Annotated in this window: 26 protein-coding genes; 7 read left to right on the top strand and 19 right to left on the bottom strand. The window is 70.3% G+C overall.

What is annotated here, in order from left to right; translation table 11 throughout:
- Positions 1–31: 31 nt before the first annotated feature.
- Entirely contained in the window at positions 32–724 is a 693-nt protein-coding gene (lexA, locus tag QM728_RS08235; protein ID WP_415031541.1) for a transcriptional repressor LexA, read from the top strand.
- Positions 725–728: 4 nt separating this feature from the next.
- Here the strand turns inward: lexA and hflX are convergent, their stop codons facing one another.
- From hflX to QM728_RS08260, 5 genes are read right to left on the bottom strand one after another with little or no spacing between them, the layout of a single operon-like run.
- Positions 729–2144, bottom strand: coding sequence for a GTPase HflX (gene hflX, locus QM728_RS08240; protein ID WP_415031542.1), 1416 nt, complete (start codon positions 2142–2144; stop codon positions 729–731).
- 40 nt (positions 2145–2184) lie between these two features.
- Positions 2185–2523: a YdeI/OmpD-associated family protein gene (locus tag QM728_RS08245; protein WP_415031543.1), complete on the bottom strand. Its 339-nt coding sequence runs from the start codon at positions 2521–2523 to the stop codon at positions 2185–2187.
- Positions 2524–2548: 25 nt separating this feature from the next.
- Complete coding sequence (gene dapF, locus QM728_RS08250; RefSeq protein ID WP_415031544.1) at positions 2549–3451, bottom strand: diaminopimelate epimerase; 903 nt, start codon at positions 3449–3451, stop codon at positions 2549–2551.
- A gap of 9 nt (positions 3452–3460) precedes the next feature.
- Positions 3461–4378 carry a tRNA (adenosine(37)-N6)-dimethylallyltransferase MiaA gene (gene miaA / locus QM728_RS08255; RefSeq protein WP_415031545.1) on the bottom strand — a complete coding sequence of 306 codons (918 nt, stop codon included), beginning with the start codon at positions 4376–4378 and terminating at the stop codon, positions 3461–3463.
- A complete protein-coding gene (locus tag QM728_RS08260) occupies positions 4375–5097 on the bottom strand; it encodes a hypothetical protein (protein WP_415031546.1) in 723 nt (240 codons plus the stop codon). Before QM728_RS08260 ends, miaA begins: the two co-directional genes overlap by 4 nt.
- A 111-nt stretch (positions 5098–5208) precedes the next feature.
- Between QM728_RS08260 and QM728_RS08265 the strand changes: the two genes are divergently transcribed.
- Entirely contained in the window at positions 5209–6522 is a 1314-nt protein-coding gene (locus QM728_RS08265; protein ID WP_415031547.1) for a DUF349 domain-containing protein, read from the top strand.
- Positions 6523–6525: 3 nt separating this feature from the next.
- Here QM728_RS08265 and QM728_RS08270 read toward each other — a convergent pair whose 3' ends face one another.
- The 3 genes from QM728_RS08270 to miaB are packed head-to-tail and all read right to left on the bottom strand — an operon-like array spanning position 6526 to position 9090.
- Positions 6526–6855, bottom strand: a complete 330-nt coding sequence (locus QM728_RS08270) for an antibiotic biosynthesis monooxygenase family protein (protein ID WP_415031548.1) — start codon at positions 6853–6855, stop codon at positions 6526–6528.
- Between the two features lie 13 nt (positions 6856–6868).
- The gene (locus QM728_RS08275) at positions 6869–7537 is read right to left on the bottom strand and encodes a hypothetical protein (RefSeq protein WP_415031549.1); all 669 of its coding nucleotides are present in this window, start codon (positions 7535–7537) and stop codon (positions 6869–6871) included.
- Between the two features lie 11 nt (positions 7538–7548).
- A complete protein-coding gene (miaB, locus tag QM728_RS08280; RefSeq protein ID WP_415031550.1) occupies positions 7549–9090 on the bottom strand; it encodes a tRNA (N6-isopentenyl adenosine(37)-C2)-methylthiotransferase MiaB in 1542 nt (513 codons plus the stop codon).
- Between the two features lie 88 nt (positions 9091–9178).
- Here miaB and QM728_RS08285 point away from each other — a divergent pair, with 88 nt between their 5' ends.
- Genes QM728_RS08285 through QM728_RS08300 form a run of 4 tightly spaced genes read left to right on the top strand, consistent with a single transcriptional unit; the run spans position 9179 to position 12409 of the window.
- Positions 9179–9907 carry an amino acid ABC transporter ATP-binding protein gene (locus QM728_RS08285; RefSeq protein ID WP_415032861.1) on the top strand — a complete coding sequence of 243 codons (729 nt, stop codon included), beginning with the start codon at positions 9179–9181 and terminating at the stop codon, positions 9905–9907.
- Positions 9907–10917, top strand: a complete 1011-nt coding sequence (locus QM728_RS08290) for a transporter substrate-binding domain-containing protein (protein ID WP_415031551.1) — start codon at positions 9907–9909, stop codon at positions 10915–10917. The genes QM728_RS08285 and QM728_RS08290 overlap by 1 nt, the downstream gene beginning before the upstream one ends.
- On the top strand, positions 10914–11597 hold the full coding sequence (locus tag QM728_RS08295) for an amino acid ABC transporter permease (protein ID WP_415031552.1): 684 nt from the start codon (positions 10914–10916) through the stop codon (positions 11595–11597). The genes QM728_RS08290 and QM728_RS08295 overlap by 4 nt, the downstream gene beginning before the upstream one ends.
- Positions 11594–12409 (top strand): amino acid ABC transporter permease, encoded by an 816-nt coding sequence (locus QM728_RS08300; protein WP_415031553.1) that lies wholly within the window; start codon positions 11594–11596, stop codon positions 12407–12409. Before QM728_RS08295 ends, QM728_RS08300 begins: the two co-directional genes overlap by 4 nt.
- Here the strand turns inward: QM728_RS08300 and QM728_RS08305 are convergent, their stop codons facing one another.
- From QM728_RS08305 to pgsA, 8 genes are all read right to left on the bottom strand, one after another.
- Entirely contained in the window at positions 12410–12949 is a 540-nt protein-coding gene (locus tag QM728_RS08305; RefSeq protein WP_415031554.1) for a regulatory protein RecX, read from the bottom strand.
- Positions 12950–12957: 8 nt separating this feature from the next.
- Positions 12958–14031 (bottom strand): recombinase RecA, encoded by a 1074-nt coding sequence (gene recA, locus QM728_RS08310; RefSeq protein WP_415031555.1) that lies wholly within the window; start codon positions 14029–14031, stop codon positions 12958–12960.
- Positions 14032–14215: 184 nt separating this feature from the next.
- Entirely contained in the window at positions 14216–14410 is a 195-nt protein-coding gene (locus tag QM728_RS08315; RefSeq protein WP_415031556.1) for a DUF3046 domain-containing protein, read from the bottom strand.
- 10 nt (positions 14411–14420) lie between these two features.
- Positions 14421–15608, bottom strand: a complete 1188-nt coding sequence (locus QM728_RS08320) for a glycosyltransferase (RefSeq protein ID WP_415031557.1) — start codon at positions 15606–15608, stop codon at positions 14421–14423.
- A gap of 9 nt (positions 15609–15617) precedes the next feature.
- Positions 15618–16409, bottom strand: coding sequence for a PspA/IM30 family protein (locus QM728_RS08325; RefSeq protein ID WP_415031558.1), 792 nt, complete (start codon positions 16407–16409; stop codon positions 15618–15620).
- A gap of 83 nt (positions 16410–16492) precedes the next feature.
- Positions 16493–16804 carry a helix-turn-helix domain-containing protein gene (locus tag QM728_RS08330; RefSeq protein WP_415031559.1) on the bottom strand — a complete coding sequence of 104 codons (312 nt, stop codon included), beginning with the start codon at positions 16802–16804 and terminating at the stop codon, positions 16493–16495.
- On the bottom strand, positions 16804–17319 hold the full coding sequence (locus QM728_RS08335; protein ID WP_415032862.1) for a CinA family protein: 516 nt from the start codon (positions 17317–17319) through the stop codon (positions 16804–16806). The genes QM728_RS08330 and QM728_RS08335 overlap by 1 nt, the downstream gene beginning before the upstream one ends.
- A gap of 11 nt (positions 17320–17330) precedes the next feature.
- A complete protein-coding gene (gene pgsA / locus QM728_RS08340; protein ID WP_415031560.1) occupies positions 17331–17966 on the bottom strand; it encodes a CDP-diacylglycerol--glycerol-3-phosphate 3-phosphatidyltransferase in 636 nt (211 codons plus the stop codon).
- 91 nt (positions 17967–18057) lie between these two features.
- Between pgsA and QM728_RS08345 the strand changes: the two genes are divergently transcribed.
- The gene (locus QM728_RS08345) at positions 18058–18615 is read left to right on the top strand and encodes an amino-acid N-acetyltransferase (RefSeq protein WP_415031561.1); all 558 of its coding nucleotides are present in this window, start codon (positions 18058–18060) and stop codon (positions 18613–18615) included.
- Between the two features lie 12 nt (positions 18616–18627).
- Here QM728_RS08345 and QM728_RS08350 read toward each other — a convergent pair whose 3' ends face one another.
- The 3 genes from QM728_RS08350 to QM728_RS08360 all read right to left on the bottom strand — a co-directional run bounded on the left by QM728_RS08350 (position 18628) and on the right by QM728_RS08360 (position 22961).
- Positions 18628–19593 (bottom strand): TerC family protein, encoded by a 966-nt coding sequence (locus tag QM728_RS08350; protein ID WP_415031562.1) that lies wholly within the window; start codon positions 19591–19593, stop codon positions 18628–18630.
- A 195-nt stretch (positions 19594–19788) separates the two neighbouring features.
- The gene (locus QM728_RS08355; protein ID WP_415031563.1) at positions 19789–20202 is read right to left on the bottom strand and encodes a hypothetical protein; all 414 of its coding nucleotides are present in this window, start codon (positions 20200–20202) and stop codon (positions 19789–19791) included.
- A 17-nt stretch (positions 20203–20219) separates the two neighbouring features.
- Positions 20220–22961 (bottom strand): DNA translocase FtsK 4TM domain-containing protein, encoded by a 2742-nt coding sequence (locus tag QM728_RS08360; protein WP_415031564.1) that lies wholly within the window; start codon positions 22959–22961, stop codon positions 20220–20222.
- Positions 22962–22983: the final 22 nt, after the last annotated feature.

A 22983-nucleotide genomic window follows, 5' to 3' on the forward strand; every position in this document is an offset into this window, starting at 1 on the left:
ATGTTCCAGACATCGAGAAGAGGAGGCCGCCATGGCCAAGAAGAACAATCCGTCCGACGGATCGCCCGATTCCCCGGCCGCCGTGGAGGCGAGGCTGACCCAGCGCCAGCGCGATGTCCTCGAGGTCATCCGCAAGTCGGTGCGCGACCGGGGCTACCCGCCGAGCATCCGTGAGATCGGCGACGCGGTGGGCCTCGTGTCCACCTCGTCGGTCGCCTACCAGCTGCGCACCCTGGAGACCAAGGGCCTACTCAAGCGCGACCCGCACCGCCCCCGTGCGGTGAACATCCCGTCGGACAAGAACCAGCCGCCGCCCGGCGGTTCCGCCGTCGGCAGCGACGACATGCCGTCGGCGAAGTACGTCCCGGTCCTCGGTCAGATCGCCGCCGGCGGCCCGATCCTGGCCGAAGAGGCCGTCGAGGAGGTGTTCCCGCTGCCCAAGGAGCTGGTCGGCGACGGCACCCTCTTCTCGCTGCGCGTCGTCGGCGAGTCGATGATCGACGCGGCCATCTGTGACGGCGACTACGTCGTGGTGCGCCAGCAGAACGTCGCCGACAACGGCGACATCGTGGCCGCCATGATCGACGGCGAGGCGACGGTGAAGACGTTCAAGCGCGAGGACGGCCACGTGTGGCTGATGCCGCACAACCCGCTGTTCGACCCGATCCCGGGCGACCGCGCGACGATCCTCGGCAAGGTCGTGTCGGTGATGCGCCGACTCTGACCGGTCAGGAGCTGAACGGCTCCAACTCGCCGGCCAGGGCCGCCGGGACCCGCACCCGCATCTTGGTGCCGGTCTCGTGGTGCTCGGTCGAGCGCACCTCACCGTCGGCGTGGATGCGCGAGACCAGGTCGCCCCGGTCGAAGGGCACGTCGACGAACAGCTCGACGTCGTGGCGGCCGACTTCGGCGCGGATCCGGTCGAACAGTTCGCCGAGTCCCTCACCGGTGTGGGCGGACACGAAGATCGCCCCGGGAAGGGCGGCGGCCAACTCGGTGCGGCTCAGTCCGTCCATCGCGTCGACCTTGTTCACCACGAGCAGCTCGGGCGGTGGCGGCGCCCCGCCGCCCGCCTCGTCCATGACCTCGCCGAGCACGGTGCGCACCGCGGCGACCTGATCCAGCGGGAAGGCCTCCGACCCGTCGACGACGTGGATCAACAGATCCGCATCGGCCACTTCTTCCAACGTCGACCGGAAGGCCTCGACGAGTTGCGTCGGCAGATGTCGGACGAACCCGACCGTGTCGGTGAAGACCACCTCGCGACCGTCGTCGAGACGCGCCCGCCGGGTCGTCGGATCCAGCGTCGCGAACAACGCGTCCTGGACCAACACGCCCGAGCCAGTCATCGCGTTGACCAGGCTCGACTTCCCGGCGTTGGTGTAGCCCACCACCGTGATCGCGGGCACCCCGCTGCGGTGCCGGTCGAGTCGCTTCACCGTCCGCGCGGTCTTCATCGCCCGGATCTCGCGGCGCAGCTTGGCCATCCGCTCGCGGATGCGCCGGCGGTCGGTCTCGATCTTCGTCTCACCCGGACCGCGCAGACCGACGCCGCCGTTGCTGCCGGCGCGACCGCCGGCCTGCCGAGACATCGACTCGCCCCAACCGCGCAGCCGCGGGAGCATGTACTCCATCTGCGCGAGGGAGACCTGTGCCTTGCCCTCCCGGCTCGTCGCGTGCTGGGCGAAGATGTCGAGGATCAGCGCGGTCCGGTCGATGACCTTGACCTTGACGATCTTCTCGAGCGCGTTGAGCTGTGCGGGCGTCAGCTCACCGTCGGCGATCACGGTGTCGGCCCCGGTCGCGACGACGATGTCGCGCAGCTCGCCCGCCTTGCCCGACCCGATGTAGGTGGCGGCATCGGGACTGGAGCGTCGCTGGATGACCGCCTCCAGGACTTGTGAACCGGCGGTCTCGGCGAGGGCGGCGAGTTCGGCCATGTTGGCACGGGCCTGCGCCTGGGTGCCCGACGTCCAGACCCCGACGAGCACCACTCGTTCCAGGCGCAGCTGGCGGTACTCGACCTCGGTGACGTCGGTGAGCTCGGTTGAGAGGCCCGCCACGCGTTGGAGCGAGGCGCGGTCGTCGAGTTGGAGTTCGCCGGTGGTCGGCGCGTGCGCGTCGAACAGATCAGATTCAGTCATATACGTCCATGATGGCACCGTCGGCCCGTGGCGCGCACTCTCATTTGCGTCCCAGCGCGGCCCGGCCCGCGGCCGTCATCCGCCCCGCCGCCTCCAGCCTGTCGGCAATGGCCGTGTTGCGGGCCGAGGCGGTTCCCCTCGTCTTGCGCGGGGTGAACTTCTGCAGATAGGACGTCTCGTTGTTCGCCCGACGGGTGCTTTCGCTCCATCCGAACGCTATGCCCGCCTCCAAGAGGTCGTGGAAGCCGATCGACTGCTTCGTACTCGTCACCTTCTCCAGCACGACCCACAGACCGGGGTGCGACTCGTGGTGTGTCGCCAACCAGTCCCACAGCTCGTCGACGGTCGCGAAGGATCGTCGTTCCAGTTGGTCCGGCATGTCCTGATGCTCGCCCCGAGGCCCGTCAGACCAGCGCACCGTCGAAGATCTCGCCGCGCGCGACCAGGCGCGACGGGCCGCGCAACGTCGACGACGCGCCGCCGTCGGCGATCGTCACCTCGACCACCCCGCCGGGAACGGTGATGCGCAGCTTCCCGCTGTCGCGCCCCCGCTCCGCCAACAGTGCGGTGGCGGCGGCGACCAGGCCGGTGCCGCAGCTGCGCGTCTCCCCCACGCCGCGCTCGACGACGCGCATCGACGACACCAGCACGTCGCCGTCCTCGGTCGGTTCGGTCAGGAGCTCGACGTTGGCGCCCGCCGGGAAGACGTCGCCCTCCAGCGCCACCGCGCCGGCCAGGTCGAGTTCGGCGAGCCCACCGCCGTCGAGGCCGGGAAGCACGCACGCCAGGTGTGGATTTCCGACGTCCACCGCGACACCGTGGTACTCGGTGCCGCCGATGACGGCCGTCGATGCGGCGCCGCGACGGGCGGGCCCCATCGACACGCTGACATCGGCCTCGGTCGGGGTCACCGAGTGGATCTGCACCGGTCGGGCGCCGGCCCGTGATCCGACGACGAACTCGTCGGCGTCGGTCAGCCCGCGCACGCGGCAGTAGTGGGCGAACACCCGCACGCCGTTCCCGCACATCTCGGCGATGGAGCCGTCGCCGTTGCGGTAGTCCATGAACAGGTCGCCATCGGCGATCCCCGCGCCCAGGGTGTCGAGTACCCCGGCCTCTACCAGTGCGCCGGCCCGGGCAACCCGCAGCAATCCGTCGGCGCCGATCCCGCGCTGTCGGTCGCACAGCGCGGCCACCGTCGACGCCTCCAGGGGCGTTTCGGCCCCCAGGTCCTCGAGGATGATGAAGTCGTTCTGCGTCCCGTGGCCCTTCCAGAAGGCGGTGGGATGCGCGGCGGCGCTGGTCACCGGCCCAGTCTACCGATCGACGGTCCGCCGGTAGTGCTGCGCGGCCCGGTCGGCGAGGTCGGTCGCACCCCCGTCGAACCACACCACGCGGGGGTCGCGGCGGAACCACGACCGTTGCCGTCGCACGTAGCGCCGCGTGCCGATGAAGGTCAGCTCGCGCGCCCGGACCTCGTCGCCGTCGCCGTCGAGATGGGCGAGCACCTGTGCGTAGCCGATGGCCCGGACCGCCGTCTGACCCTCACGGAGCCCCCGATCGACGAGCCCGCGGACCTCGTCGACGAACCCCGCCGCAAACATGGCGTCGGTGCGCGCGGCGATCCGCTCGTCGAGGAGTTCGGTCTCCCGGTCGACGCCGACGATCACCGTGTTCCAGCGGGGGTCGCCGATCTGCGGCTGGGATGCCGCGAACGGCGCTCCGGTCAGCTCGACGACCTCGAGGGCGCGCACGATGCGACGACCGTCGGTGTCCAGGATCGTCGCCGCGGCGGCCGGGTCGACGGCCGCCAACCGCCGGTGCATCTCGATGGTCCCGACCGCTTCCAGCTCTGCCTCGTAGCGGGAGCGGACGGCCGGGTCGGTGGGCGGTAGCGCCCACTCGTCGAGCAGGGCCTGCAGGTACATCATCGACCCGCCGACGATGACGGGCGTCCGGCCCCGGGCCGCGATGTCCTCGACGTCGGCGATCGCCGCCCGCTGATAGCGCGCGACCGTCGCCGTCTCGGTCACGTCGAGCACGTCGAGCTGGTGGTGGGCGATACCGCGGCGGCCGGTGACGGGCAGCTTGGCCGTCCCGATGTCCATGCCGCGGTACTGCTGCATGGCGTCGGCGTTGACGACCTCGCCGTCGAACCGCTCGGCGAGGTCGAGCGCCAGGTCGGACTTGCCGCTGGCGGTGGGCCCCACGACGGCGATCGGCCGCGGGCTCACGCCGACCGCCAGCCGACGACGTTGTAGCCGACGCCCAGCGGAGCTCCCGAGTAGTGCACCGTCGCCGTCATCGGCCCGGGCAGCGCCGCGGCCGCGACCTCCCACGCACCGCGGCCGTCGACGCCCCAACGCTCGCAGCGCGCCCAATCGAGCGCCCGTAGGGAGGCGGGGTCGCCGCCGGCCAGCGCGGCATCGATCTCGCGTTGCAGTGCCGCCGCATCCGGGTCGAGGCCGCCGCCCGGGGCGCGCTCGCCCAGGTGGATCGCGCCGTCGCCGACGATGAGCAGGGCCGTCGGCACGGGTCCGGCCGCCGACTCCGCAAGCCGCTCCCCGAGAGCGCGGCACCGCTCGGCGCCGGCATCGGCGGGAACGGTCTGCGGCGTGATGACGACGCGCGCCGCCGCCGGTGTGAGCTCGCGCATCCAGCCGGCCACGAGCATCGAGGTCGGCAGCCGACCGCTGGCCGCCGGGTCCGGGGTCAGCGACACCTCCCGGTCCACGCCGAAGCCCCCGAAGGAGCCCGCCGCCGTCATCGCTTGACCGCCGGATGCGTCGCCGTCGTCGGGGCCCACCGCCCACCACGCGTTACTCAGATCGGCCTGCGCGGCGACCGCGTCGGCGACGGCCGACCGCACGGGGTCGAGCTCGACTGAGCCGACCCCGGACACCTCGGGCACCAACGCGGGCGCGCCCGGGACGAAAACCGCCGAAATCAACACAACCCACGACGCTAGTCGACCTGCTTGAATGGAGCCCAGCGGCCCGGGTTCCCCCGGGCGCAGAACGACGGCAGCCGTGACGCGCGGCACGACCCCGGTGAGGACACCGCCATGACCGACTCCCCCAAGCCCGGCCCCCGGCCCGGACCCCGTCCCGGCGCCCCCGCGGTGACCAGCGCCCCGATCACCCATCAGCCGACCCATGCCGGTGACCCGCACGAGTTCGGCCGCGTCGACGAGAAGGGCGTCGTGTGGTTGAAGACCGCCGACGGGGAGCGCGAGGTCGGCCAGTGGCAGGCGGGAAGTCCGGAGGAGGGACTCGCGCACTACGCGCGGCGGTTCGAGGACCTCGCGACCGAGATCGAGATCCTCGAAGAACGCCTCGCCGCCCGCTCCGGCGAGCCGCGCAAGACCCGCGCGGCGGCGCAGGGCCTGCTCGACGCGCTGCCGAACGCCCACGTGATCGGTGATGTCGCCGCCCTCGAGGCGCGCCTGCAGGCGATCACCGGTGCCGCCGACGACGTCGCCGAGGAGGTCAAGGCCCAGCGCGCCAAGGACCGCGAGGCGGCGGTCGCGCGCAAGACCGCGCTGGCCGAGGAAGCGGAGCAATTGGCCGAGGAGTCGACCCAGTGGAAGTCGGCCGGCGACCGCATCCGGGCGATCCTCGACGAGTGGCGCGGCATCAAGGGCATCGACCGCAAGACCGATGACGCGCTGTGGAAGCGCTACTCAAAGGCCCGCGACAAGTTCAACCGGCGCCGCGGGGCGCACTTCGCGGAGATGGACCGCGACCGGACGGCCGCGAAGGACCGCAAGGAGGAACTCATCGCGCAGGCCGAGGAGTTGTCCTCGTCGACCGAGTGGGGCCCCACGTCGGCGCGCTTCCGCGAACTGATGACCGAGTGGAAGGCCGCCGGCCGTGCACCCCGCGACGTCGACGACGCCCTCTGGCAGCGCTTCAAGGCCGCGCAGGACGTGTTCTTCGGCGCCCGCAACGCCGAGGCGTCCCAGCGCGACGAGGAGTTCGCGGTGAACGGCGAGGCCAAGGCCAAGCTGCTCGACGAGGCGGAGAAGACCATCGATCCGCAGGCCGATCTGACGGCGGCGCGCAAAGCGTTCCGCCAGTTCCAGGAGCGGTGGGATGCGATCGGCAAGGTGCCGCGCAACCAGATGGCGAAACTGGACGGCCGCTACCGCGCCATCGAGCGCAAGGTGCGCGACGCCGAAAACGAGAACTGGCGTCGCGAAGACCCCGAGGTCGTCGCCCGCGCCGCCCAGTTCGCCGAAAAGGTGGAGGCCCTCGAAGAACAGGCCCGCAAGGCCGAGGAGCGCGGCAAGTCGTCGGATGCGAAGAAGCTCCGCGAGCAGGCCGACCAGTGGCGCGAGTGGGCCCAGGCGGCCCAATCGGCCGTCTCTGAGCGCTAGTGCCTACGGCCCGTACTCGCGGGTCACCGTCGCGACGCGCACCCGGTAGGCGGCGTACCACCGCTCGCGGCCCAATCGCTGGGCGCCGGCATGCTCGGCGACACCCTTCCAGGCCTTCGCGGCGGCCTCGTCGGTCCAATACGACGCCGTGATCCCGAAACCCTCGGCATCACGCGCCGACTCCACCCCCAGGTAGCCGGGCTGCCGCGCGGCGAGCCGGTCCATTTCGAGAGCCATCGCGTCATAGCCCGCATCGTCGCGCCCGGTCCGCACCGAGGTGAAGACCACCGTCACGTACGGCGGTGCCGGGGTCTGGGCTATCCGGTCGTCCACGTCGGGCTCGCCGCTAGTCCTCGGGTTCGTCGTGCTGGACCGGATCGGCCAGGCGGCGCATCCGCTCCTCTTCGGCCAAGGCGGCGTCGCGACGCTGCGCCTCCAACGACAACTGCAGGGCGTTGCGCGCCCACACGACGCGCGCCCAGTGGAAGGACAGGACGATCACCGCGATCAAACCGAGGACGAGGCCGATGCCGACGCCCTGCACGGGCGGTAGGGGTTTGCCGTCGGAACCGATCTGGGCATCGAGGCCGGGCGTGTTCCGGGTCCACCACGCCAACGTGCCCGCGACCACCGAGACCATCGAGCCGCACAGCGCGATCCACGACAGCACCCAGCGACGGGTGATCAGTGCCAGCGCCGAGAACAGCACGCCGAAGATCAGCAGCAGGTAGACGAAGACGCGCGAGGTGATGGTGATCTTGGCGGCCTGTGCCTTCTCGTCGAAGCTCAGGACGTCGAAGCCGCTGACCGCTCCCCGGAAACTGAAGAACTCGTTCGCGACGTGCGGCAGGGCCAACGACACACCGGCCACCAGGACGGCCGCCGCGACGACGACGGCGCGGGCTCCGGGGTCGATCTCCCCGGCTACCTTGCGCTCCGCCCTGCGGAGGTCGTCCTCGAACTGTGCGAACCCGCTGGTCGGGTCGATCGGATCCTTGCTCACATCGTGTCCCATCGGTTGAAGGTCTAGCCGCAGCCGCCGGTCGAGCACCCGGTCGCCACCGGATCGGCCGGCCGGGCGCCGATCGTCGGCAGGCCCAGACCGACGCCGCTCGGCGCCGTTACCGGTCGCTGATCGGCCTCGTGGGCGTCGCCGGCGCGCGTGTTGCGGATGGTGACCACGCCGCCGTCGGCCATCAGGTGGTGCGGCGCCGCAGCCGTGATCGACGTCGTGACGATGTCACCCGGTCGGATCTTCGCCCCGGGCGCCTCGCCCACCGGGCCGGGCGCGTAGTGCACGAGGCGCCCGTCGCGGGCCCGACCGGTGAGCCGGTGGTGCTCGGCACTCTTACGGCTGGCATCGGCGGTGACCAGCAGCTCGACGTCGGTCCCGACGAGGGTCTCGTTCTCCGCCAGGCAGACGCGTTCCTGCAACTCGATCAGCCGCTGGTAGCGCTCGGTCACGACGTCCGGCGGAACCTGGTCGGGCATGGTCGCCGCGGGCGTGCCCGGCCGCGGCGAGTACTGGAACGTGAAGGCCGAGCTGAACCGCGCGGCCTCGACGACGTCGAGGGTTGCCTGGAAATCCTCCTCGGTCTCCCCCGGGAAACCGACGATGATGTCGGTGGTGATCGCGGCATGGGGCATCGCGGCGCGCACGCGGTCGAGGATGCCGAGGAACTTCGTCTGCCGATACGAGCGGCGCATCGCCTTGAGCACCCGGTCCGACCCCGACTGCAGCGGCATGTGCAGCTGCGGGCAGACGTTGGGCGTGGTGGCCATCGCATCGATCACGTCGTCGGTGAACTCCGCCGGGTGCGGCGAGGTGAAGCGGACCCGCTCCAGGCCGTCGATCGACCCGCAGGAGCGCAGCAGGTCGGCAAACGCGCCCCGGTTGCGCGGCTGGTCGGGGTCGGCGAAAGACATCCCGTAGGCGTTGACGTTCTGGCCGAGCAGCGTCACCTCCAGCACGCCCTGGTCGACGAGCGCCTGCACCTCGGCGAGGATGTCGCCCGGTCGGCGGTCGGTCTCCTTGCCGCGCAGCGACGGCACGATGCAGAACGTGCAGGTGTTGTTGCAGCCCACCGACACCGACACCCAGCCCGAGTACGCGGAGTCGCGGCGCGCCGGCAGCGTCGACGGGAAGGTCTCGAGGGAGTCGAGGATTTCGACCTGCGCCTCGTCGTTGTGCCGCGCCCGGTCGAGCAGCGCGGGCAGCGACCCGATGTTGTGGGTGCCGAAGACGACATCGACCCACGGGGCCCGGTCCAGAACGGTCGACTTGTCCTTCTGCGCCAAACACCCGCCGACGGCGATCTGCATGCCCGGTTTGCGGCGCTTCACCGGCGCCAGGTGCGACAGGTTGCCGTACAGCTTGTTGTCGGCGTTCTCCCGCACCGCACAGGTGTTGAACACGACCAGGTCGGGCTCGTCCCCCTCGTCGGCGGCCACGTAGCCCGCTTCTTCCAGCAGCCCGGAGATCCGTTCGGAGTCGTGCACGTTCATCTGACAGCCGAACGTGCGCACCTCGTAGCGGCGCGTCTGCGGATCGGGGCTGTCGATACTCACGCCGTCCAGGATATCGGGCGCGGCCGCTTGCCCTGCCGTGTCCCCCGCGCGGGTACTAGGGTGATCGGTTATGACATCAGGTGTCCCGATGGTTTCGTTGCGACACGTCGACAAGCACTACGGCGATCTGCACGTGCTCCGGGACATCACGCTCGACATCCCGGCCGGACAGGTGGTCGTGCTGCTGGGCCCGTCCGGATCCGGCAAGTCGACGTTGTGCCGCACGATCAACCGGCTCGAGCCCATCGACAGCGGCGAGATCTACCTCGACGGCACCCTGTTGCCCGACGAGGGGCGCGCCCTGGCCGCGCTGCGCGCCGAAGTCGGCATGGTGTTCCAGTCGTTCAACCTGTTCGCCCACAAGACGATCCTCGAAAACGTCACCCTCGCCCCGATCAAGGTGCGCAAGCAGCCGAAGGCGCAGGCCGAGGCCAAGGCGATGGAGTTGCTCGAACGCGTCGGCGTCGCGGCCCAACGGGACAAGCACCCCGCGCAGCTGTCCGGCGGCCAGCAGCAACGCGTCGCCATCGCCCGCTCGCTGGCGATGGAACCGCGGGTCATGCTGTTCGACGAGCCGACATCGGCCCTCGATCCGGAAATGGTCAACGAGGTGCTCGACGTGATGGTCTCGCTCGCCAAGGAGGGCATGACCATGGTCGTCGTCACCCACGAGATGGGCTTCGCCCGCAAAGCCGCCGACCGGGTGGTCTTCATGGCCGACGGCACGATCCTCGAGGACGCCGATCCGGAGACCTTCTTCACCAAACCGGCCACCGACCGCGCCCGCGACTTCCTCTCGAAGATCCTGGACCACTGATGCGCGTTCGCACCGCCGCCCGCCTGATGGCCGCCGTCGTGGCCGGGTCGCTCGCGACCACGCTGCTCGCGGGGTGCGGCAGCAGCCCCCGCGACCTGCTCGCCTCGATCCGGTCCGGCCACGTGATTCTCGGCGCCAAGTTCGACCAGCCCGGCCTCGGCCTCCGCGACCCGGTGCGGCGGGAGATCGTCGGCTTCGACCCCGCGGTCTCGACCTTCGTGGTCAATCACATCGCCGACCGCCTCGGCGTGCCCCATCCGCAGATCAAGTGGCGCGAGACCCCGTCGGCCCAACGGGAGGCGCTCATCAGCTACGGCGAGGTCGACATGATCGCGGCCACCTACTCGATCAACGCCGCCCGCCTTGCGAAGGTCGACTTCGCCGGCCCCTACCTGGTGAACTACCAGGGCCTGCTGGTCCGCGGCGAGGGGTCGGCGGTGTCGACGCTCACCGACCTAGACAACCCGGAGCGTCGGCTGTGCTCGGTATCCGGCTCGACTCCCGCGCAGAACGTGAAGCGACAGCTGCCCGCGGTCCAGCTCCAGGAGTTCGACTCGTACTCGTCGTGCGTCGAGGCGCTGCGCAACGCCAAGGTCGACGCGTTGACCACCGACGAGGTGATCCTCGCGGGCTACGCGCACTTCTTCCCCGACTACGGCCTGAAGGTGCTCTCGATGACGTATCCGCGCGACACCTGCGACGGCAAGGGCCGCTTCGTCCCCGCGGGTCGGCCGTTCGCCACCGAGCACTACGGCATCGGCCTGGCCAAGGGCCAACCGGAGTCCGTCGCGGCGGTCAACGAAGCGCTGCGCGCCATGCTCGCGCCGGTGCCGGGCGGGCCCTCCGCCTGGGAGAAGGCGTTGCGCTCATCGATCGGCGACGGCACCGTCGACGCGATGATCCGGCGCGCCGACGCCCCCGGGTCCCGCTTCGGCTTCCTGCCGGTGCCCGGCGACCTCGGGTTCGTCGACGCTCCAACGCAGCCCTGTCCGACGGGTGCCGCCCGATGAACGCGCTCTGGTCCGACATGGCGCCGGCGATCTGGCCGGCCTTCGCCACCACGCTGAAACTGACGGCCCTGTCCGCGGTGGGCGCTCTCGTGTGGGGCGTGGTGCTCGCCGGCATGCGCGTCTCCCCCGTTCCCGTGATGCGGGCCTTCGGCACCGGCTACGTCAACGTCGTCCGCAACACCCCGCTGACGCTGATCGTGCTGTTCTGCTCCCTGGGCCTCTACACCAACCTCGGCATAGCGCTGGCGCCCGACGGCCCGCACTTCGTGGCGAACAACAACTTCTGGCTCGCCGTGCTCGCCTTCGTCCTCTACACGGCGACCTTTGTGTGCGAGACGCTGCGCGCCGGGTTCAACACGGTCCCGATCGGACAGGCCGAAGCCGCCCGCTCCCTGGGCCTCGGCTTCACCAAGGTGTTCGGCATCATCGTGCTGCCGCAGGCGCTGCGCGCCGTCATCGCGCCCATGGGCAGCGTGTTGATCGCGCTCACCAAGAACACCACCATCGCGTCGGTCATCGGCGTCGGCGAGGCCGCCCTGCTCATGAAGACGCAGATCGAGAACCACGCCAACCTGGTGCTGGCGATCTTCGCCATCATCGCGGTCGGCTTCATGCTGATCACCCTCACCGAGGGCCTCGTCTTCGGCTGGTTGGCCAAGCGCTATGCGGTGCGACGATGAGCCAGGCCACCGTTCTCTACGACGCGCCCGGGCGCCGGGCGCGCATCCGCAACGCGATCGTCGCCGCGGTGTTCCTGCTGGTCCTGGCGGCGATGGCCGCCTGGGTGATCACCCGCCTGGCCGACCGCGGCCAACTCGACGCAGACATGTGGCGGCCGTTCATCACCGCCTCGACGTGGACGGTCTACATCCTCCCGGGGCTGTGGGGCACCATCGAGGCGGCCGCGGTCTCGATTGTCGCGGCACTGGTCCTCGGCGCGCTGCTCGGCATCGGGCGGCTCTCCGACCACCGGGCGGTGCGCTGGTTCTGCGGCGCCTTCACCGAGGGGTTCCGGGCGATCCCGGTACTGCTGCTGATCCTGTTCACCTATTACCTGTACGCGCAGTACGGCCTGGTCCCGCCCTCACAGCTCGCGTTCGCCTCCGTCGTCACCGGCCTCACCCTCTACAACGGCACGGTCATCGCCGAGATCCTGCGCTCGGGCATCAATTCGCTGCCCGCCGGCCAGGGGGAGGCCGCAACGGCGCTCGGCCTGCGCAAGTCGCAGCAGATGCGGCTGATCCTGCTCCCCCAGGCCGTCACCGCGATGCTGCCGGCACTGGTCTCGCAGATGGTGATCGCACTCAAGGACAGCGCGCTCGGCTACATGATCGGATACGTGGAAGTGGTCCGGTCGGGCATCATGTCGGCCTCGTTCTACGGCAACTACCTGCCGGCGCTGATCGTGGTTGCGCTGGTGATGATCGCGATCAACTTCTCGCTCACCGCCTTCGCCACCCGGCTCGAGCGGCGGCTGCGCAGCGCGTCCTGATCAGGCAGCCGATTCCGAATAGCGGCGCACCTGCTCGCGCACCACATCGATGGCGACGCCCTGCGGGAAGCCGCGGCGCAACAGCATGCCGGTGAGCCGTCGGGTCATCGAGTCGCGCACCTCGCGCTCGCCGAGGTCGGCCTTCGTCGACGACAGCTTGCGCTCCACCAGCTCCGTGGCCCGACGGCGTTCGTCGTCCGGGTCCACCTCCGCCAGGGCGGCGGCCACGACTGTCTCGTCGACGCCCTTGGCGCGCAGCTCGTGCCGGAGGCCGACGCTCCCCCGCCGCGAATACTCGCCGCGGGAGCGCACCCACTCGCGCGCGAACTCCTCGTCGTCGAGCAGGTGGTGCTTATCCAGCCGGGCCAGGCAGGCATCAATCTCGTCGGCGGTGAAGCCGCGCTTGACCAGGCGCTCGCGGATCTCGCTGCGACTGCGGGCCCGTACGCCCAACAACCGCAGCGCGGCATCCCACGCGGAGACCTTGCGGCGCCCGTCGGGGTCGACGGGCGCCGTTTCCGTGCCGGCGTCCTCGGGCACGGCGGGGCCTAGAACTCGACGGGGGCCGGCGCCAGGGCGTCCGGATCGAGCTCGTCCTCGGCAGCGGCCGGGACGGGTCCGCCGGTGCCGACGCCGAGCTTGTCCTTGATCTTCTTCTCGATCTCGTCGGCGATGTCCGGGTTCTCCTTGAGGAAGGTGCGGGCGTTCTCCTTGCCCTGTCCCAGCTGGTCGCCCTCGTAGGTGAACCACGAGCCCGACTTGCGGATGAAGCCCTCGTTCACCCCCAGGTCGATCAGCGAGCCCTCGCGGGAGATGCCCTCGCCGTAGAGGATGTCGAACTCGGCCTGCTTGAACGGCGGGGCGACCTTGTTCTTCACAACCTTCACGCGGGTCCGGTTGCCGACGGCGTCGGTCCCGTCCTTGAGCGTCTCGATGCGGCGCACGTCCAGGCGCACCGACGAGTAGAACTTGAGCGCCTTGCCGCCGGTGGTGGTCTCCGGCGAGCCGAACATGACGCCGATCTTCTCGCGCAACTGGTTGATGAAGATGGCGGTGGTGTTCGAGTTACTCAGCGCCGAGGTCATCTTGCGCAGCGCCTGGCTCATCAGGCGGGCCTGCAGGCCGACGTGGCTGTCGCCCATCTCGCCCTCGATCTCCGCGCGCGGCACCAGTGCGGCCACCGAGTCGATGACGAGGATGTCCAGCGCGCCCGAGCGGATCAGCATGTCCGCGATCTCCAGGGCCTGCTCACCGGTGTCGGGCTGCGAGACCAACAGGGCGTCGGTGTCCACACCGAGCCTGGCGGCGTAGTCCGGGTCGAGGGCGTGCTCGGCGTCGATGAACGCGGCGATGCCGCCCTGCGCCTGCGCGTTGGCGACCGCGTGCAGTGCGACGGTCGTCTTGCCCGACGACTCCGGGCCGTAGATCTCGACGACGCGGCCGCGCGGCAGGCCGCCGATGCCCAGGGCGATGTCCAGGGCCACCGAGCCGGTCGGAATGATCTCGATCGGCTGCTTGGTCTCCTCGCCCAGTCGCATGACCGAGCCCTTGCCGTAGTTCTTGTCGATCTGGGCGAGCGCCAGATCCAATGCCTTCTCACGATCCTGCGAAGCGGCGGCCATGATGTCTCCTTGTCCTGGCGGTGCGCGTGGTCTGCGTACTCGGTTGATCTGCGTGCGCCACGGTATCGGCGGGGTCTGACAGACCCCTTGAGATCTTTGACGCGCTGCGGTCGTTGTTCGGTTCCACCGCCGAGATTACACAGGGTTCGAACGTCTGTTCGTCACCGACACGCCGCGGCGTGTCTCACCACTTGGGGCGGGGGACGTCGAAATCGCGGCAAAGCGCGCGCCACACGTCGCGCGGGTCGACGCCGTCGTCGATCGCCTGCGCCCCGGTGCGTCCGCCGAGGTCGGTCAACACGTGGTCGACCAGCATCGATGCGGCAGCCTGCTCCCCGAACTCCTCGGCCATGAGCTCGTGGAAGTCGGTGAGTCGCATACCGGCGAGCCTACGACAGACCGGCGGCCGCGGCCCGCTCGACGACCCGCACCGGGTCCACCGTCGACGTGCCAGAGGCGGCGATCCGCTGCGCCGCGACCGAGAATCCGGGGTCGTCGAGTACACGTCGCACCGCGTCCGCGATCTGTTCGGGATCGGGGTCGGCCACCACCACGCCGGCGCCGAGGCGCGCCACGCGGGCGCTCAACTCCCGCTGATCACCGCCGCCGGGGACCATCACCACCGGCACGCCGGCTCCCAGCGCTTTGGCCAGCATCCCGTGGCCGGCGCCGCACACGGCGACGGCCGCCTTCGTCAGCACCTCGTCCTGACGACCGGTGCCGGCGACGAGCGCGGCCACCCCCGCCCCCGCGCCGTCGCGCAGGTCGGCGGCCGAGGCCACGCCCAGGCCGGACAGCACCACCCGGGCCGGCCGCCCCAGCACATCGGTGGCGAGCCCGCGCAGTGCGGTGTCGGCGAGATCGCCCCGACCGGTCGCCGCGGTGGACGGGGCAACGACGACGAGCGGCCCCGGCGACTGCGGGACGTCGAAAAAGACGTCGGTCGGCTCCCACAGGAGGGGGCCCACCAGGTGCGCGTCGGCCGGCCAGTCCGGGCGGCGGACCTCGAGCGCCGGCAGCGTGGCGATCAGGCGGGCGGCGGGCCGCTCGTCGGCGGGCAGGCCGACCGATTCGCGCGCGGACCGGCGCTGCCGGTCACCGGCGGCGACGGCGCGCGCACTCAGGGCGCGCAGCAGGCGGTCGCGCAGTCGTCCGCCCGCGGTCGTTCCGGCCGCCAGCCCCATCCCGATGGGCGGCAGGCCGCGCGACTGTTCGTAGAGGGGATGCGGGGAGAGCTCGACCCACCCGATTCCGGCCAGTTCGGCGCCCCAGCCGCCGGCCTTGGTGATGACGTCGCCGATCACGACGTCGAATCTGCCGGCCAATTCCGGGGCGAGGGCCGTGGCCATGCGCGCGGCCCGGGTGCTGAGTTTCGCGCCGGCGTCCGCGTCGTCGTCGTCATCGGCGGCCGCGAGACCGGGCAGCTCGGCGACCTCCGCCGCGCCGAGGTCGACGCCCGACCAGCGTCGACCGGTGAAGACGACGGCGGAGTGGCCGGCGGCGGTCAGCCGCTGCGCGAGGGCGAATGCGGGAAACGCGTGACCGGCCTCATCACCGGCCACGAGGGCTGCGCGCACGGCGCGGGGTCAGCCCTTCTCGGGGTCGGCGGCCTTCTTCTCCAGCGAAGGGCTCTTCTTGCCGGCCTGCCCCTCGGGCAGTTCCTTCATGCTCTCGCGGATCTGCTCCAGGCGGGCATGGCCGGCGAGCTTCGTGCTCGACGCCTCGACCTCGGCCATCCGGCCCGACACCGAGTTGCGGGCGAGCTCGGCCGAGCCGAGGGCATTGGCGTAGCGCTGCTCGATCTTCGCGCGAACCTGGTCCAGGCTCGGGGTGTTGCCCGGCACGCTCAATTCGCTCATCTGCTGCAGCGAGGCGCTGACCTGCTCCTGCATCTTCGCCTGCTCGAGCTGGGTGAGCAGCTTGGACCGCTCGGCCAGCTTCTGCTGCAGCATCATCGCGTTGCGCTCGACCGCGGTCTTGGCCTCCGCGGCCGCCTGCAGCGACTGGTCGTGCAGGGTCTTGAGGTCCTCGACCGACTGCTCGGCGGTGACCAGCTGCGCGGCGAAGGCCTCCGCGGCATTCGTGTACTCGGTCGCCTTCTTCGTGTCACCCGCCGCTGCCGCCTGATCGGCGAGGGTCAACGCCTGGCGGGTGTTCGCCTGGAGGCGCTCGACGTCCTCGAGCTGACGGTTCAGCTTCATCTCCAGCTGGCGCTGGTTGCCGATGACCGCCGCCGCCTGCTGCGAGAGCGCCTGATGCTGGCGCTGTGCGTCCTCGATCGCCTGCTGGATCTGGATCTTGGGATCCGCCTTGTCATCGATCGTGGCGTTGCCCCACGCCCTCAGGTAGTTCCACGCCTTCACCAACGGGTTGGCCATCTGTCTTCACTCTCTCGTTTCGGTGCGGCGGCGCGCGGTGTCACCCACGTGCGCCGATGACTCAAATCTATCGCGCCGCCGGGTCAGGCGGCGGCGAGCCGACCAGAATGGCCCGAGCGCGCAGCGGCGACGACAACCGGCGAGACGGTCTCCTCGGCACGGAGCGACGTCCCCGCGTCGATCAGCAGATCGGCGAGTTCGACGTCGAGCGCATCGCAAATCGCGGCGAGTAGTTCGCTCGATGCTTCCTTCTGTCCGCGCTCGACCTCGGACAGGTAGCCCAGCGACACCCGCGCGGCGCTGGAGATCTCCCGCAGGGTGCGGTGCTGCTCGGTCCGCGCGTGGCGCAACCCGGCGCCCAGCACCTCTCGCAGCAGCACGTTCTGCTCGGCCATCAAGCCTCCTTGGTCTCGCGCACCATCGTCAGCAACTCCTGTAGCGCGTATGCGACCGAGGTTAGTCGAATTTCCCAGCGGTCGCCGCCGAGCTGCCAGTGGTGGGCCGGGAACACCTCGTCGGACAGGGCCCGGTGTCGGGCGATCGCACAGAAGACGGTTCCCGGTTCATGGCCGTCCTGGTCGCTGGGGCCGGCCACACCGGTCAGTGAAACGCCCCAGTCCGCGTCGAAATTCCGTGCCGCCTGCACCGCCAGTTGCCGTGCGGTGCTCGCGGCAACCGGCCCGTCGACGGCCAGCACCGCGGGATCGACCCCGCCGACGGCGGCTTTGGCGTCGGTCGCGTACACGACGAGGCCGCCGCGCAGGACCGCGCTGGCGCCGGGGACCCCGGCGATCGTCGCCGACATCAGTCCGGCGGTCAACGACTCGGACGTCGCGACGGTCTGTCCGCGCTGGTACAGGGCGGCGACCAGTTGCTCTGCCACCGTCCCGCGGGCGAGCGGGTCGGTCATCGGCTGCTGGGTCATTCCGTCCTCTCGGCGCCGCGGCGCAACGACAGCGCCTGATACACGTATTCGATCCCCGTCACGACCGTGACGATCAGCGCGGCCGCCATCACGACGTGCGCCGCCCACGGCCACGGGTCCGGCAGCGGCAACAGGTACAGGCCGATCGCGATCGACTGGAGCATCGTCTTCAGCTTGCCGCCCCGGCTGGCGGGGATCACGCCGTGGCGCAGCACCCAGAAGCGCAGGAGCGTCACGCCGATCTCGCGGGTGATGATGACGACGGTGACCCACCAGGGCAGGATGCCCAACACCGACAGGCCGACCAGCGCGGCCCCGATCAGCGCCTTGTCGGCGATCGGGTCGGCGATCTTGCCGAAGTCGGTGACCAACCCGTACTTGCGGGCGAGACGACCGTCGACCTGGTCGGTGATGGCCGCGAACACGAAGATCGCGAAGGCCGCCAGGCGCCACGGCGTCGACTTTCCGTCGTCGATGAAGAGCACGACGACGAAGACGGGGACCAGGGCCAGCCGCAGCACCGTGAGGTAGTTCGCGATGTTCCACACCGAGGGAGCGGCCGCGGCTTCGGTGTCGCCGGACGGCGGCGTGCTTGCCGCACGCGCAGCGTCGGCGCCCTCGCGAATCTCCACGGTGTCAGCCTAGCGGGGCCGTCGGCCGACGGGCCGCTGCGGTCGGGCCAAACACGCGGGTGTCGTCGATGCCCGACTACGCTGTTCATCCATGACGGCTCCCTCCGACCCCGGCCCCGCCGCGGTCCGGCGCGCCCGCACCTCGGATGTGCCGCGGATCAAGGAGTTGATCGACGTCTACGCGGGCAAGATCCTGCTGGCCAAGAACCTGGTGACCCTCTATGAGTCGGTCCAGGAGTTCTGGGTCGCCGAGGTGCCGGGGCCGGGTGGGCCGCGGGTCGTCGGCTGCGGCGCCCTGCACGTCCTGTGGTCCGATCTCGGCGAGGTCCGCACGGTCGCCATCGATCCGGCCCACTCCGGCCGGGGCATCGGCCACCGCATCGTCGCCCGCCTGATGGCCGAGGCCCGCGACCTCGATCTGCACCGCGTCTTCGTCCTGACCTTCGAGACCGAGTTCTTCGCCCGCCACGGCTTCACGGAGATCGAGGGGACCCCGGTGACCCGCGAGGTGTTCGAGGAGATGTGCCGGTCCTACGACACCGGTGTCGCCGAGTTCCTCGACCTCTCGTACGTGAAGCCGAACACCCTGGGCAACACCCGCATGCTGGCGGTCTTGGACGAGGCCCACGACCTGCCCGACGCCGACTAGGCCGGCGCGGGTTCAGGGCGCGCGGTCATGCCGGCGCGAATACGCCAGGCTCCCGACCGTCGTGATCACCAGCGTCAGCCCGATGACTGCCAGCGACAGCCCGGTCGACACCTCCGGCACCGGGATCGGCCGTCCGCCGTTGAGGAAGCCCAGGCTGTTCTCGTGCAGCGCGTGCAGGATCAGTTTCACGCCGATGAAGCCGAGGATGAACGCGAGTCCGTACGACAGGAACACGAGCCGGTCGAGCATGCCGCCGATCAGGAAGAACAACTGCCGCAGACCCATCAAGGCGAAGGCGTTGGCGGTGAAGACCAGGTAGGGCTGTTGGGTGAGCCCGTAGATCGCCGGGATCGAGTCGAAGGCGAACAGCAGGTCGGTGACGCCGATGACGACCAGGACCAGCAGCAGCGGCGTCGCCAGTCGCTTGCCGTCGATTCGGGTGAACAGGCGGTCGCCGTCGTAGTTCTCCGCGGTGCGCAGGTATCGCTTGGCGAACCGCTCGATGCGACTCTCGGCGGGGCCGTCGTCGTCGCGCAGCATGTTGATCGCGGTGAGGATGAGGATCAGCCCGAACAGGTAGAACACCCAGCTGTAGCGGGCAATCGCCGCGGCACCGGCGGCGATGAACACCGCGCGCATGCCCAGCGCCATCAGGATGCCGAGCAGCAGCACCTTCTGCTGGTAGATCCGCGGCACGGCGAATTTGGCCATGATGACGACGAAGACGAACAGGTTGTCCACCGAGAGCGCCTTCTCGGTGACATAGCCGGCAAAGTACTCGCCGGCGTAGTGGCCGCCCCACTGCCACCACACGAACAGCCCGAAGACGACGGCGATGGAGATGTAGACCGCGGTCCAGAAGCCCGATTCGCGCAGCGTCGGCTCGTGTGGGACGCGGACGTGGGCGAAATAGTCGAAGACGAATAAGCCGAGGACCACCGCGCAGGTGATGCCCCAGGTGAGTGCTGAGATGTGCAACGAATCTCCTCCAGCGCGCAACACAAACGGATGCGATGCTGGAGGTCTCTCCCATCCGCGGCCGCGGACCGGCGTCCCGGGCTCTGTGATCGCGGGCGATCGGCGCCCGGTGATCACAGGCGCCGTACTGACGAGAGCGCCGTGCGAGGGGATACTCCCCTCCTGATCGTGCTCCCGAGTCTACCCGAGTCGGCGCTAGTGCACGCGGACGACGAAGCGCACCGGGGCGCGCCCCGGTTTGGTGAGCGTCACCGCGGTCCGGCCGCGTGCCAGCGCCTTGACGCCGGGGTTGAATCGCGCGCCGCCCTGGGCGGCCGGGAGGGCGCGGCCAGGCGTGAACGAGGCGATGCGCCGGTCGGCGACGCGACCGCGGTAGGCGGTAACGTCGGCGTCGGGGACGTTGATGTTGAGCACCTGGCGCGCCCGCAGGTCGACCGTGCGGCCGGGCAGGTCCCCGATCGACAGCGTGACGGGGGCGATCACGCCCGGTCCGCCGATCAGCGGCGGCGTCGCATGTGCCGAGTCGTCCTGCGCGCCGCAGCCGACGACGGCCAGGGCCACGGCCAATGCCGCGGCGCCGGCGCCCTTGCGTGTCATCCGTGTGTTCACGGTGCCGAGTATAGGGATCAGAACGCGTCGGCGCCGTTGGCGTCGGCACCGCCGGTGATCAGCGCGATCGTGCCGGCCAGATCCTCGGGCTTCACGAGGACCTCGCGGGCCTTGGACCCCTCCGACGGCCCGACGATGCCGCGGGTCTCCATCAGGTCCATCAGGCGGCCCGCCTTGGCGAAACCGACGCGCAGCTTGCGCTGCAGCATCGACGTGGAGCCGAGCTGGCTGCTGACGACGAGCTCGATCGCCTGGAGCAGATCGTCGAGGTCGCCCCCGATGTCGGCGTCGATGTCCTTCTTCTCGCCCGCCTTGGCCTCGGTGACCCCGTCGACGAACTCGGGCTGCGCCTGTTCCTTGGTGAACTCGACGACGGCGTTGATCTCCTCGTCGCTGATGTAGGCGCCCTGCAGGCGGATGGGCTTGCTGGCGCCCATCGGCAGGAACAATCCGTCGCCCATGCCGATGAGCTTCTCCGCACCCGGCTGGTCGAGGATGACACGAGAGTCGGTGACCGACTGGGTGGAGAATGCCAGCCGCGACGGCACGTTGGTCTTGATCAGGCCGGTGACGACGTCCACCGACGGGCGCTGGGTGGCCAACACCAGGTGGATACCGGCGGCGCGCGCCTTCTGCGTGATGCGGACGATCGCATCCTCGACGTCCTTGGGCGCGGTCATCATCAGGTCGGCGAGCTCGTCGACGATCGCCAGGATGTACGGATACGGCTCGTAGACGCGCTCACTGCCCAGCGGTGCGCTGATCTCACCCGAACGGACCTTGGCGTTGAAGTCGTCGATGTGGCGCACTCGACCCGCCTTCATGTCCTGGTAGCGCTGTTCCATCTCCTCCACCAGCCAGGCGAGGGCCGCCGCGGCCTTCTTGGGCTTGGTGATGATCGGAGTGATCAGGTGCGGGATGCCCTCATACGGCGTGAGCTCGACGACCTTCGGGTCGATGAGGATCAGGCGGACCTGCTCCGGGGTGGCCCGGGCCAGGATCGACACCAGCATGGAGTTGACGAAGCTCGACTTGCCGGAGCCGGTCGAACCGGCGACGAGCAGGTGCGGCATCTTCGTCAGATCCGCGGTGATGAAGTCGCCCTCGATGTCCTTGCCGAGACCGATGACCAGCGGGTGCTTGTCCTTGCGGGTCTTGGGCGCCTTGAGCACGTCGGCCAGGCGGACCATCTCACGGTCGGCGTTCGGCACCTCGATGCCCACGGCGGACTTGCCCGGGATCGGTGCGAGCAGGCGCACGTTGTCGGTCGCTGCGGCGTAGGCGATGTTGCGCTGGAGCGCGGTGATCTTCTCCACCTTGACCGCCGGACCGAGCTCGACCTCGTAGCGGGTGACGGTCGGACCGCGGGTGTAGCCGGTCACCGCCGCATCGATCTTGAACTGGTCGAGAACCCCGGTGATCCGGTCGATCATCTCGTCGTTGGCACGGCCGCCGCGCTTGGGCGGATCCCCGTCGATCAGCAGCTTGGCCGGCGGGAGGCGGTAGGCGCGCTTGCGCGGCTTCTTGGCGGCGGGCGCCACGGTACCGATCGGCTCGGTGACCTCGTCGCCGATCGCCATCGTCGCCTGGTTGGCGAAGTCTGGGTCGTCGAGCGGGTCGACGGGAGCCGGCATCCGCGCGGCCGCGCCGTCCGGCGGGTAGTTGTCGTGCGGCGTCGGGGCGCGCCGCGGTGCGGGTGCGTACCCGGCGTCATAACCGTCGTCGACGGCCTCGTCGTCCCAGGCGGCCGGAACCCCGACCGGGGACTCCGCGTCGTAGCCGACGGTGTCGGCATAGCCGTCGTCGTACTCGTCGTAGTCCTCGTATTCGTCGTACTCGTCGTAGTCCTCGTACTCGCCGTCGGCGAAATCATCCGCGCCGACCACGCCGTAACTGCCGACACCGGTGCCGATCCCCAGGTAGCCGCGGGCCGCGTCGAACAGGTCGCGGAACGAGTGGCGGCTCATCAGCACGCCGCCGCCCAGGCCGATCAGCACCAGTAGCGGCACGGCCAGCCACACGGTGATCCCGCTGCTCAGCGGGGTGCCGGCGGCGTAACCGAGGAAGCCGCCCGCGCCGCTGCGGCCGTCGACGTCGACCGGCTGGCCGAGGATCAGGTGGACCAGACCGAGAATCGACATCGCGACCAGCGCGAACCCGACGAACAGGCGGGGCCGGCGCGGCGGATTGGCGGGGTGGCGCATCAGGACCAGCGCGGCGGCCAGCAGAAAGACCGGCACCGCGTAGGCGCCCACGCCGACGGCGGCCCGGATCAGGCCGTCGAACATCGGCCCGACCGGATCCGCGACGCGGAACCAGACCGCGGCGGCAAGGGCGCTGCCGAGGACCAGCAGGATCAGCGCGATCGAGTCGCGGCGACCGTCCGGCTCGACGGCCGGCTGCTCGCCGTACACGTCCGGGTCGTCGACGGGCGTCTCGAACGAGCTGCCGATCCGGGCCACCGATCCGACGCCGCGGGCCGCGAGGCCCCACGCCGTGGCGATGCCGTGCCCGACCGCCGCACTCGCCTTCGGGCGGTGCAGGTCGACCGACGCGTTCGACGCGGCGCGCGACCGGCCGGTGCCGCCGCGGCTGTTGCCCTTGGCGGGCGCGCTCTTGCGCGCCGAGCCGGTGCGGGCGGTGGTCGTGCGGGTGTTCTTGGTCCGGGTGGTGCCGGACTTGGTTGCCTTGGTCTTTCCGGTCGTGCCGCGGGTAGCGGTCGAGCGCGCGGAAGACCGAGTCGGTGCCTTCGAAGCCATGGGGCGAAGCTTAGTACCGCCA

Origin of the sequence: Gordonia sp. (in: high G+C Gram-positive bacteria) (assembly GCF_047602025.1) — a bacterium.
Lineage (GTDB): Bacteria > Actinomycetota > Actinomycetes > Mycobacteriales > Mycobacteriaceae > Gordonia.